Consider the following 11,938-nt stretch of genomic DNA (forward strand, 5'->3'; position numbering starts at 1 on the left):
TCCTCCTAAGCCATCCATCCGATTTGAGGGATTAAGCCTTTACTTCCTGTTGATAGTAGGAAATGGTACGAGCCAAACCTTCCTGTAAAGTCACGACAGGCTCCCATGCTAAGACTTGTTTCGTTTCCTCATTCGCCAATGTACTATGCACAATATCTCCTGCACGCTGCGGCTTATAAATCGGTTCAAGATGTGATCTCGTCACTTGCTTCATCGTTTGAAACAGCTCATTCACAGTGATGGAATCACCACACGAGACATTTAAACAAACGTTTGATTGGGCTGTTAAAGCCGCAACATTCGCTGCTGCTAGATCCCCTACATAGATGAAATCTCTTGTTTGTTCCCCGTCTCCGAAGATGAAAGGTGCTTCATGCTTTGCAAACTTATCAGAGAAAATAGAGACAACCCCGCCTTCGCCAAGTGCATCTTGGCGCGGACCATATACATTGCTGTATCGCAGAATACAATAGTCCACATCATAGAGTGCTTTTGACATTTCTAAGTATCGCTCTACTGTGAGCTTTGCTAAGCCATAAGGTGAACCAGGCTGCAGCCGGTGAGCGGTGTCCACTGGCAGATAAATTGGGTCTCCATAGACAGCAGCCGATGAGGCAAATATCACCTTCTTGACACCAATCTCTGAAGCAGCTTTGATCACATGCAGAGATCCTTTAATATTCACTTCCTGATCATATATATAATCTTTGACCGATACTGCGACACTTACCTGTGCAGCAAGATGAATGATGTAGTCTGGTGCGATTTGTTTGATGATTTCAACCACTTCTGGTTTTGTTATATCCTCTTCAATACATTGAACAGATAAATGGGCAATATTTTCCTTACTACCTGTCGAAAAATTATCAAGCACGATGGCCTCATATCCTTTTTCTATTAATTTTTCAACAGTATGTGAACCTATAAATCCACTACCTCCAGTAACCAATACTTTCTTCATCCAAGTTTCCTCCTAAATCAAGCTTCTAATAACATCTTAACATCCTGTACATGCGGACGACCGATTGAATGATAAATAAAGCCGTTTTTTCTCATTTGATCTGGTTCAAATACATTGCGTCCATCGATGATGACTGGACGTTGAAGAAGACTTCTGACTTTCTCCATATCCATTTTTAATACTTCTTCCCATTCAGTCAAGATTAAACAGGCATCTGAATTCTCTATTGTTTGATATAGATTGTTGCTAAATATCGTCTGGTTTCCAAGGATCTCCTTCGCTTCTAAGTGAGCAATGGGATCGTACGCTTTTACGTTAGCTCCCAGATCTTGTAGCATAGGAATAATATCAAGGGCTGGAGAGGATCTCAAATCATTTGTATTAGGTTTAAATGCCAATCCTAATACCGAAATGGTTTTTCCCTTTATTTCACCATAGACATCCATCAATTTTTTTACAAGGTACGCTCGTTGATGTGTATTTGTTTCAACAACTGATTCAATTAGTTTAAAACGATAGCCTACTGTTTCAGCTATTTTTAAAAGTGCCTTGGTATCTTTCGGGAAACAGGAACCTCCAAATCCCACTCCAGCTTTTAAAAATTTCTGCCCAATCCGGCTATCTAGGCCAACACCTTCTGATACTTTCTCAACATCCGCCCCCACTCGATCACAAATGTTGGCAATATCATTGATAAAGGAAATTTTGGTTGCAAGCATCGCATTTGCAGCGTATTTAATCATCTCTGCACTTTCTAAATTGGTTTCGACCACTGCTGTTTGAAATGGTTCATGTAACTCCTTAATGATCTCCAATGCATGAGAACTTGTAGACCCTATGACAACTCGCTCCATATTCATCGTGTCTTTAATCGCAGAGCCTTCTCGAAGGAACTCTGGATTGGATACGACGTCAAAAGGATATTTACTGCGTGACGCCTTTTCGACAATGGCTTGAACAAGGCGGCCTGTTCCAACTGGCACGGTGCTTTTATTGACGATGATTTTATAGCCATTTAAGTGTTCACCGATCGTTTGAGCGACGGCTTTCACGTAAGTTAAATCCGCTTCACCCTGTGGTGTCATCGGTGTCCCTACAGCAATATAGATAATCTCTGATTCCCGGATCGCGGCAGGAATATTGGTTGTAAAACACAGTCTTCCTGCTTCTGTATTCTTTTCAATCAATTCCTTTAAACCCGGTTCATAAATGGGAACGACACCACTTTTTAAGCTGTTGATTTTTGATTCATCGATGTCACAGCAGATGACGCGATTTCCGATATCAGCAAAACAAGTACCCGATACTAACCCGACATACCCTGTTCCAATCACAGCAATTTTCTTCAACATTTTTCATCCTCTCAGTAAAAGCATATTGACCGTTCCAAGCTGTTGATCTATCATTCTTTGCACATTTCATCCTGTTTAAACGATGGATATTGATTGAGCACCTTTTCATATTGCTGAATGAGATGCTTCGCATTATTTGTTGATGAATATTCTGTATGAACAATTTCATGAAGATCGTTCTTTACTTTCTCACTCCATTTGTTTTCATATAGGTAGGCGTGAATGGCCTCTTTTAGCTGACTCGTTGAACGTGGTTCAATGAGCAGGTGTTGATAGGTAGAAAATAATGATGGGAGACCACCAACTCGTGTTGCAATGACAGGTACTTTTAAAGCGAGCGCCTCAAGGACGACGGTCGGCATTCCTTCACTATAGGAAGGAAGTGCAAACAGATCGGCTGCCATCAAGTAGTCTTTCACCTGATCGTTTGGCACCTGCCCTGGGAGTAAAATCGATTCCCCAGCCCGTTCGGTCAGCTCCTTTGCAAGTGGGCCCTTTCCGACAAAGACCACTTTCACACCATCCATCCCACTGACAGCATCAGCTAATTCAAGTAAGCCTTTCTCTTTCACTAAGCGCCCCACGAAGACAATTAGCTTTTCGTGAAGCGGTAAGCCTAACTGCTTTCTGATGTCTTCTTGATCTCCATCCGTTTTAGAAAATGACTTGAGCGGAATACCGAGTGGGAGAAATTGCGCTTCCACCTTTGTCATATCATGTGTCTTTTTTGCCAGCTCCTCACTCACTGTCAGCACAGCAGATGCCTGTTTCACCGCTGTTTCAAAGGCTGTGAAAGCTCCTTTGCTATAGCTCGGATACACGTTCACATCACTGCCGTGTAAGGTCAGAAGATAAGGGATATGCGCTTCTTTTTGGATCACAGCCGCCGCTCCGCCAGACGGCATGGCAAAGTGTGCATGGATAAAATCTGGTGACAGCTGATGACGCTGCATTGTGCGCAGCACAGAATCCGCTATTCGTTTACTCGGCTGTGCCCATTTCAGCTGTCCAGGTAACGCTGTATAGGGCGGCCTGTAAACCGTCACTCCGCACCGCACTTCCTGTTCGGGAATATCTTTTTTCTGCCGATAGGATGCCTTGAGCATCCGCAAGACGGGCGGATTCACTGGATTGGGACAAAGGACGGTCACTTCAATTCCTTGTTTGATCAGCTCCTGCACTTGTGTTTCGTGAAAGACACCCTCACTCGGATGTTTTTCACTAGGATATACACTTGTCAGCCATAGCACCTTCATGACGAACGACCTCTTCTCAATAATTTGCCTGCAATCTGTGGATACATTTTGACGAGCAGCAGGCCATACAAAGCAGCACTTAAACAAACAGTCAGTAATAATTGAAGCGAAATATCAGCTGACGTCAGCTTCATCCCTTGATGTAAAGCTACCGCACAGGCGGCCATCAATAGCGTCATGACAGCAGGCTTTCCGAGTGATTTCAAATACACCTTCATATCAAGCTGAATGACATAGGCCATCAGCCATCTGCCAACAATGAAATTCAGCAGGCTGACACCTGAGTAAATCCAAGCCACCGTCAACAGACTGCCTGTGCTGACTCCTGCATATAACGCACATCCATAAACGATGAGCATCCCCGTATCCCAATAAAAGGCCAAGTCCGCTCTCCCTTTTGCAAGGAGTATTGAACCGTTTGGATTCATGAGCACACGCAGTAGTCCGACTATGCACAAAATATTGAGAACCGGAACTGCCACTAGCCATTTCTCTCCAAACACAACTTCTATAAAGCTATCTGATACAGCAGCAAGGCCGATTAATAACGGGAAACTAATCAAGGCGAGCATATTCGTCATACTTAGGAAGCCCTCGCGCAGCATGGAGTGATCACGCTGACTTTTTGCAAAAACAGGGAAAGCCACCCTCGTCACAATCGGATTAATTTTCAGCACAGGAATCGTCACAATTTGATAAGCCAAGCTGTAAATACCTAACGCCTCCGCTCCAAGAAACCGGCCGATTAAAATCATGTCAATGTTCGATCCTGCCCGATTGACGAGCCTTGATGCCAGCTGGAAAGCGCCGAATGAGAAAAATTCTTTCACTTCTCCTATTGCAAAGACTGGTGCTGGACGCCACTTCTTCCAATAAGCCGCTGCATACAATAGACCTTTACTTGATTGCAGCAACACTTGAGAGATGACATAGGCAACAATCGGATTGATGAAAAAAGCTAAAGCGAATAAAACGAGCAGCGATATGATGGCCGCAATGGCTTCAATGGTACTTAATGTTTTAAAAGCTAAATCTTTTTGCATCATATATTGGTATTGCTGGCCAATTGGTGCAATGAGAAACATCATCGATAATAGCTTGAGCAGTCCTTCTAGCTCAGGACGGGCATAAAAGGCGGCAATCATTGGGCTTGCAAGGATAAGTAAACAAAACAAGACAAGACCTGTGAGTAAGTTGATCCAATATAATGTTGATAATTGACGTTCCGTTGTTTGTTCCTTTTGAATGATCGCTGCACCGATGCCTAGATCAAGTAAAATTTGCGTAAATATTGTGACAGTTGTGATCATGCCAACGAGCCCAAACTCTTTAAGTGACATCACGTTCCCTAGAAAGGCGAACTGTGCAATTTGGATGATGGTAATGATCAATGCGGACAAGCTTGTCCATTTTGCCCCGCCTAGCATGCGATTTTTCATACTTGCCATTTCTCTTCCCTACTTTACTTATCTGGCTCCGTCACCAGTCATGATGACTTTTAACGTTTTTACCATAATCTTCGTGTCAAGAGAAAATGTCAAGTTTTGAATATACTGTAAGTCATGTGATAACTTTTCACTTGGACTCATTTCATACCCTCCATTTACTTGAGCAAGGCCTGTCAGCCCCGGCTTCACCGCCAGCCTTTTTGTAAAGCCTGGAATCGTGCGGTTAAATTCTGCGGTAAACATTGGTCTTTCCGGCCGCGGACCTACGATACTCATTTCTCCTTTTAACACGTTGATAAATTGTGGCAGTTCATCAATTCTTGTTTTACGGATGAATGCCCCCACTTTGGTGATACGCGGGTCATTTTTTTGTGCCCATTTCGCTCCTCCGCTTTCTGCGTCGGTTCTCATCGATCTGAGCTTCCATAATTGAAAGTAAACACCGTCTTTCCCGACCCTTTCCTGCATATAAAAGGCTGGTCCCGGTGTTTCTAACTTAATCAAAAGGGCAAACAGCAAAATGATTGGCGTACTCAAAATCAATCCGATGAACGAGAACACTAAATCTATGACACGTTTTGCAAATAAATAACGAACCATATGTTCTGTTAAGGCAAAAGAGTGGTTTCGTCTCACTTCATATTCTCTATAAAGATTCATCGCTTTCTCTGCGCTCACTGACCTGCACCTCACCATTCAAAGTAGTTGTTGTGTAAAGAGATGTTCTATGAAAGTCAGTTTAGCAGAGCAACATTAAGCAAATGTAAATGGGCTGTTAAGTCTTGTAAAATTGTGTTAAGAATGTGCACTTATATCAAGTTATGCCCTTTTAAACGTAAAAAAGACCCGCAATTCTGCGGGTCTACGGGTGTTCTCTTTATTTTGCCTTTACGGATTCGATTGTTTTAAGTCTGAGTGTTCCGTTTGCATCTTTTGTATAGGTTACTTTCACTTTTGATTCTTCTTTCAAGCTGTTTACTTGTTTAGAAAATGTATTTCCAAATTGAATGGCTACTTCTTTTCCATCAATGTTGACAGCAATGGTATGTCCATCAGCCAAACCGACATATGTGCCTTCTTTGGTGACTTCTTTTTTTGTTGTGGACTCAGCTTTTGATTGATCCTTCGCAGGTTCTTCTTTTGTGATTTCTTTACTTGAGCTTTCTTTTGCATCTTCATTGGATTGACCTGCTTGGTCTTCTGTTTTAGCAGCCGTTTCTTTGCTTTGATCGTCTGTTTTTTCACTTGCAGACTTATCTTCCGTTTTTTCGTCTGATGCATTTTCTTTGTTTTGATCAGCCGCTTCAGTTGTTTCTTTTTTGCTGTTATCCGTATTGTTGTCGTTTGATTGATTTGTTGTGCCGCATGCTGTAAGCACTACACCTAGAAGCAATACTAAAAACGGCATTGTGATTAATTTTTTCAATATTGTCACCTCTTCATGATTTGTCGATTTGCTGTTATCGGAAGGTAAACACGTAAAAAAGCTACCCTCTATGTTTCGATTATAACAAAAATAGCCTAAATTGAAATGTATTTTTAACTTGACATACAAATGGTCGTTTTCATTTTAATCAAAGTAAGTGGAAACACTCCTGTTTGACCACTGACCCTCCATGGATCAATCTAGGCAGGTTATCCTCGTCACTGTCTGTTGCGCTCATACAGAGTTGTGTGCACGATTAGTAAAGACATTTGATAGCCTATGAAGACCGCATCCTTAGAGTGAATCCTTCATCCTAGAACCACTTCATATACCATTGATAAAAAAGGCTGCCGAGAGACGTTCTCGAGCAGCCTAAGAGGAGTATCTTAGCCACCCCTCATGTTTTTCTTATCTAAAATAACCTGAAACGCCGCTTGAAATACCAGCTGCTAATCTATCTTTATAAGTAGCAGATTTCAAAATATTTGAATCGACTGGACTGGAAACAAAGCCAGTTTCAAGCAAGACACTCGGCATCTTTGAATACTTAATGACATAGAAGCCAGCCGTTTTGACACCACGATCTCTTGTACCTAGTGCACTAACCATTTTAGGCTGGATGTTTTGCGCAAGCTTCAGGCTGTTCGTTGCCGCATATGTTTTGTCATAATACGTTTCTGTTCCATTTGCGCTGCTGTTGTCATTTGCATTCGCATGGACACTAATAAAGATATCTGCTTTCGCAGAAGCACCTTTGCTTACTCGTGTTTGAAGACTGTCAAATGTATCAGATGTACGTGACATGACTGGTAGTGCCCCAGCACTAGTCAATTTTGTATTTAGACGCTTAGCGACATCAAGGTTCACGTTCTTCTCAAGAAGACCATATCCAGCAGCACCAGAATCTTGATCTCCATGACCAGGGTCAATAAAAACTTTTTTTCCAACGACTGGATTTTTCAATTGGGAAGTCACAGTATTCGTCACAGTAGATGTACCACCTAGAACACTAAATGAAGTGATCTTCTTTGAACCAATGATTTTTCTTGTTGCTTTCGGTAATGTTTTTTCATTTGTGAAAATAAAGGCTTTACCCTGCTTGGCAGCAATACTAGCTCCTGAAGCGGCATCAGCATATGCAAAACCATTACTAATATACGTATTACTTGTACTCATATTGTATTTCGTCACAATATTTGCAGCGACTTCATAACGATTGGCCCCGCCAATTCTTCCAGGTGAAGGTAGTTTAGCATAAGTTGATTTATTTACACTAGACTCTCCACCAATGACAACGGTCTTTTTAATTGCTCGGCTTTTAATCACAGCTGAAGTTTCCGAACGTAAACCTTTATCATTTGTTAATAAGATTGGATAGCCTTGTTTTGCAGCATAAGGTGCAATGGCAACTGCATCTGCATAAGCAAAGCCATTTGCTACAACAGCCGTACTAGAGCTTTTCATTTGCTTTGCAATATTTGCTGCTAAGTCATAGCGGTTCTTACCACTAATACGTTTCACAGAGATACCCATTGATTTTAGCTGAGTTGTCACCTTGCTAGAGACACTCTTTGTTCCACCGAGAATAGTCACATTCTTTGTTTTTAGACTTTGAAGGCCTTTTTTTGTATCTGTAGATAAACTGCTACTGTTAGTAAACAGAACAGGGGCATTTTTTTGGTATGCATAAGGAACCGCACTTAATGCATCCGCATATGCATCTTTCCCTACAAGAACAGCCGTACTTGATGTTGTCCAGCCTTTTTTCGCCGCGTTCACCGCAACAACATACCGGTTCTTCCCATCAAGCCTTGTAACTGAATTGTCAGCAAGTGCAGATGGAAGAAACAAACACATGGTTACTACACTTAAAAATACAACTTTTATAATAGAGCGCACGTTTATAACCTCCTTTGATGTTTTAATTTGTTGTTAATTTTGCACCCGGATAATAGAATGACAAAATACTTGAGTATGAGCTTCCTGATTCAGCTCTCTTTTTCGCTCCATATTGACTCATTCCAACTCCATGACCATACCCTTTTCCTGAGATGGTAAAATCATTGGTGTTATTCTTCACTGATGCATACGTGCTTTTTAAATTAGTCGCTCCAAGTATTGATCTAAATTCAGTCATTTTAAAACTAAGTGTCGCTGATTTATTCATACTATAAGAACCCGTTTTATTTTTTAAGTGATAGCTGATTTTCATAGAGGCTGTTTTTGCTCTCTGCCCTTTTGTCTTACCTGAAAAGGATAGGCTTGAAATTGTCGCTATCTTGATGTCTGAAGCTGAAGTTTCTTTATTTTTTAGAATCCAGTTCTTCAAGCCTTTCAACTGACTCACATTTGATTCTGTTGTCTTACTCCACCAAGATGCAGGTTCTGCTGTGCTAAGCGATTTACTCAATTGTGTTTTTGATAGTTTAAGTGTCCATGCATTCACTGGATCTTTTGTATCTGTTTTTGCTACTAAATAAGGAAATGCACTTGACCACACTTCTTCACTCGCCTCAGTGTAGCCTCCATTACTAGAATAGTAGGTAGCAGAAATCAGTTTATTATTATATTTTAGTACCTTACCTTTTGTAGCATCTACAGCTTTTGTAGAATTTGTATACCAGCTGTATCCACCGTACACTTGGAATGCTGTTGTATCTGGCACAACCTTCCCAATACTGTTCACAGAATATGTACGTGCTGCAACAGCCTGTGCTTTTAATGCCTCAACATGCCAGCTTGCTGGCATTTCATTCGGTACAACCCCTTTAAGATAATCTTCAAAAGGGATATTTTCATTTGTTGGACGAATATAGCCTGATTCTACAGCAAAGTTCATTTTCCCCAAGTATGCTTTCCCAGCAACTCGAATGACATTTTTAGTTGAATATTTCTCTGGAACAACTCTTACTGAAGATCCAAACGTCTTGATGCCCTTGATAGAAATTTTCCCGTTAGAAACATTCAATTGATAATCCTTATTATTCTTCAAATAAAATTCATTTGATAATTTTGTTTGTAAACTTGCTAAAATGGATTTTGTTCCGCCAGACAATTGAAACGAGTACGTCCCCTGTTTTTTCACAACTGATGTCACAGGTGATGTTAGACTATTGTCTTTTACAAGTACCATAGGACTGTTATTTTTGGCTGCTAAAAGCGAAAATGTAATAGCATCTGTAAAGATAGAACCATTTGCTAAGTATAGCTTATTAGCATTCATGTTTAATTCAGTTACAATATTTGCTGATACCTCATATCTATTAGCTCCACCGATTCTTTTCACTGTGGACGTTTTTTTGATTTGAGATTCAACTTTTTTGCTAACACTCTTTTCTCCACCAACAATGATGACTTTACTTGGAAGCTTGTAAGTTGGTAAGCTATCTTTCTTCGTTAACAGAATAGGATAGCCGTTTCTTGCAGCGTATGGTGTTACTGAAGCACTGTCAGTAAAAATGCTTCCTGTTGCCACTATAGCTTGACTATAGTTCCCCATCTCTTTTGCGATATTTTGTGAAACAGCATAACGTGATTTACCACTGATCCTTTTGATCTTCCCGTATTTTTTCAATGTTTTCTCTGTTGCTGAAGAAACACTTGTTGTTCCACCGATAATCAGAATATTGTCAGGATTCATCTTGTTAATTTGCTTTTCAGTGGTTTTTGTTAATCTTTCAGCATTCGTATATAAAATAGGTGCATTCAATTTATAAGCTAAAGGTGTAGCGGAAATTGCATCTGCAAACGCATCACGATTTACAATGACAATTGTAGATGGATTTTTCCAGCCTGCTGAAGCAATATTATTGGCTACCTCATAACGGTTCTTACCATCATATCGAGCTATTGAAGATACATTTGTACCAGTCACTTTGTATAAGCCGGATGATGATATGTTAAAGTTTGTTTTGTTTCCAACATAGTTTGATAATTTCACAGAAATTGTTGAGCTTGCCGCTGAAGCATCTTTTGGGATGAATACAAGCAAAAGTAAGATGAACATTGTGAAAGTTAGACTGATTTTTTTCAATTTAATGATCCCACCATCTCTCTATTGAACTTTTTTAATTTCTTGAATTTCCTTTTGGCCACTGTCATTTAGAATGTAAAAAATGTCTACATGATCTCCTGGTTGAAATTCATTCAATACTTCATTGAAGTTTTCAGTAAATTCAAAATTCAAAGTAACATTTGACTTTTTCACTTCAATTGTATGGGAGTCTGCCATTCCTACATAGTTGGCTGTCTCCTTTAACGTTTGAGAAGTTGAACTGCTTGTCTTCTTTTCTTCTAAGGACTGCTCAGCCGTTCCACATGCTGTGAGCACGATACCTAGTAGTAGTATTAAGAACGGTAAAACGACGATTTTCTTCATTTTTTTCACCTCATGTCTTTGTATCGTCTTATAACTTAATATTTTAAGGTAAATTTAAGGTTTTTTGAAACCTTTTTTTTGTTACAACGTCTATATCTAGGTTCAGAGTAAAAAAATAACTTGTTTATCAAGATTCATAAACCTATAATCATGGAAGAATCATAGAAAAGGTGAGGGACATTATGAGAGCTGAGAGAAAAAGAAAGAAGAAAAAGGTTCTTTGGATTGTTTTATCGATTATTGGCTTATTCGTATTAGCTACTGGCGGATACGCATATCATCTTTGGAACACAGCAGCATCAACCGTCGCAGGCATTCAGGAGAACTTAAAGAAGTCAGATAAGCGTGACAAAGATGTCGATTTAAATAAAAAGGACCCGATCTCCGTTTTGGTTATGGGTGTCGATGAAAGAAAGAATGACCGCGGCCGTGCAGATACATTAATATACATGACAGTGAATCCAAAAACGAAAACAACTGAGATGGTGAGTATCCCGCGTGATACGTACACGAAGATTGTCGGGAAAGGCACAATGGATAAAATCAACCACTCCTATGCATTCGGCGGCACACAAATGGCAGCTGATACAGTAGAGGAACTGCTTGATGTACCTGTTGATTATTTTGTCAAAGTCAATATGGAAAGCTTTAAAGACATTGTCGATACACTTGGCGGCATTACCGTGAATAGTACGTTTGCTTTCAGCTATGACGGCCATTCATTTGGTACAGGAGAAATTAACCTGAATGGCGATCAAGCACTTGCCTATACAAGAATGAGAAAACAAGACCCAAAAGGGGATTTTGGCCGCCAGCAAAGACAGCGCCAAGTCATTGAAGGCATCATTGCGAAGGGTGCCAACATTTCGTCTATTACAAAATTCGGCGATATGTTCAAAGTCGTTGAAAACAACATGAAAACCAATATGTCCTTTGACGATATGTGGACAATGATGAATGATTATCGCGATGCAAGAAAGCGTGTCAAACAGCACGAGCTAAAAGGAACAGGCACACGAATCAATAACATTTATTACTACCAGCTTGATGATAGCAGTTTAGCGAAAGTGAAGAAGGAATTGAAGGAAAGTTTGGAGCAGTAAAAAAGAAGACAAAG

Annotated in this window: 10 protein-coding genes; 1 reads left to right on the forward strand and 9 read right to left on the reverse strand. The window is 40.3% G+C overall.

From position 1 onward, the window contains the following. Positions 1-31: 31 nt before the first annotated feature. From ACYH0L_RS16415 to ACYH0L_RS16455, 9 genes are all read right to left on the reverse strand, one after another. On the reverse strand, positions 32-961 hold the full coding sequence (locus ACYH0L_RS16415) for an NAD-dependent epimerase/dehydratase family protein (RefSeq protein WP_482354156.1): 930 nt from the start codon (positions 959-961) through the stop codon (positions 32-34). A 17-nt stretch (positions 962-978) separates the two neighbouring features. Continuing rightward, positions 979-2,313 (reverse strand): UDP-glucose 6-dehydrogenase TuaD, encoded by a 1,335-nt coding sequence (gene tuaD, locus ACYH0L_RS16420; protein ID WP_099726403.1) that lies wholly within the window; start codon positions 2,311-2,313, stop codon positions 979-981. 50 nt (positions 2,314-2,363) lie between these two features. Beyond that, the gene (gene tuaC, locus ACYH0L_RS16425; RefSeq protein WP_230030670.1) at positions 2,364-3,569 is read right to left on the reverse strand and encodes a teichuronic acid biosynthesis protein TuaC; all 1,206 of its coding nucleotides are present in this window, start codon (positions 3,567-3,569) and stop codon (positions 2,364-2,366) included. Then, on the reverse strand, positions 3,566-5,017 hold the full coding sequence (tuaB, locus tag ACYH0L_RS16430) for a teichuronic acid biosynthesis protein TuaB (protein WP_099726405.1): 1,452 nt from the start codon (positions 5,015-5,017) through the stop codon (positions 3,566-3,568). The genes tuaC and tuaB overlap by 4 nt, the downstream gene beginning before the upstream one ends. 18 nt (positions 5,018-5,035) lie before the next feature. Beyond that, positions 5,036-5,695, reverse strand: a complete 660-nt coding sequence (locus ACYH0L_RS16435; protein ID WP_099726406.1) for a sugar transferase — start codon at positions 5,693-5,695, stop codon at positions 5,036-5,038. A 199-nt stretch (positions 5,696-5,894) separates the two neighbouring features. Further along, complete coding sequence (locus tag ACYH0L_RS16440) at positions 5,895-6,443, reverse strand: hypothetical protein (RefSeq protein WP_099726407.1); 549 nt, start codon at positions 6,441-6,443, stop codon at positions 5,895-5,897. 408 nt (positions 6,444-6,851) lie between these two features. Beyond that, complete coding sequence (locus tag ACYH0L_RS16445) at positions 6,852-8,342, reverse strand: N-acetylmuramoyl-L-alanine amidase (protein WP_099726408.1); 1,491 nt, start codon at positions 8,340-8,342, stop codon at positions 6,852-6,854. Between the two features lie 22 nt (positions 8,343-8,364). Further along, positions 8,365-10,476: a SpoIID/LytB domain-containing protein gene (locus ACYH0L_RS16450; RefSeq protein WP_370461109.1), complete on the reverse strand. Its 2,112-nt coding sequence runs from the start codon at positions 10,474-10,476 to the stop codon at positions 8,365-8,367. A gap of 21 nt (positions 10,477-10,497) precedes the next feature. Then, positions 10,498-10,821: a LytA gene (locus ACYH0L_RS16455; RefSeq protein ID WP_230030667.1), complete on the reverse strand. Its 324-nt coding sequence runs from the start codon at positions 10,819-10,821 to the stop codon at positions 10,498-10,500. Positions 10,822-11,003: 182 nt separating this feature from the next. Between ACYH0L_RS16455 and tagU the strand changes: the two genes are divergently transcribed. Next, positions 11,004-11,924, forward strand: coding sequence for a polyisoprenyl-teichoic acid--peptidoglycan teichoic acid transferase TagU (gene tagU / locus ACYH0L_RS16460; protein ID WP_230030666.1), 921 nt, complete (start codon positions 11,004-11,006; stop codon positions 11,922-11,924). Positions 11,925-11,938 lie beyond the last annotated feature (14 nt).

The sequence above is a fragment of the Bacillus sp. MC1252 genome, assembly GCF_056838025.1.

Excerpts from the sequence above, each read along its gene's own strand:
- tuaB (WP_099726405.1), bottom strand. The coding sequence starts at position 5,017 with ATGGCAAGTATGAAAAATCGCATGCTAGGCGGGGCAAAATGGACAAGC.
- tuaC (WP_230030670.1), bottom strand. The coding sequence starts at position 3,569 with ATGAAGGTGCTATGGCTGACAAGTGTATATCCTAGTGAAAAACATCCG.
- ACYH0L_RS16455 (WP_230030667.1), bottom strand. The coding sequence starts at position 10,821 with ATGAAGAAAATCGTCGTTTTACCGTTCTTAATACTACTACTAGGTATC.
- ACYH0L_RS16415 (WP_482354156.1), bottom strand. The coding sequence starts at position 961 with ATGAAGAAAGTATTGGTTACTGGAGGTAGTGGATTTATAGGTTCACAT.
- tuaD (WP_099726403.1), bottom strand. The coding sequence starts at position 2,313 with ATGTTGAAGAAAATTGCTGTGATTGGAACAGGGTATGTCGGGTTAGTA.
- tagU (WP_230030666.1), top strand. The coding sequence starts at position 11,004 with ATGAGAGCTGAGAGAAAAAGAAAGAAGAAAAAGGTTCTTTGGATTGTT.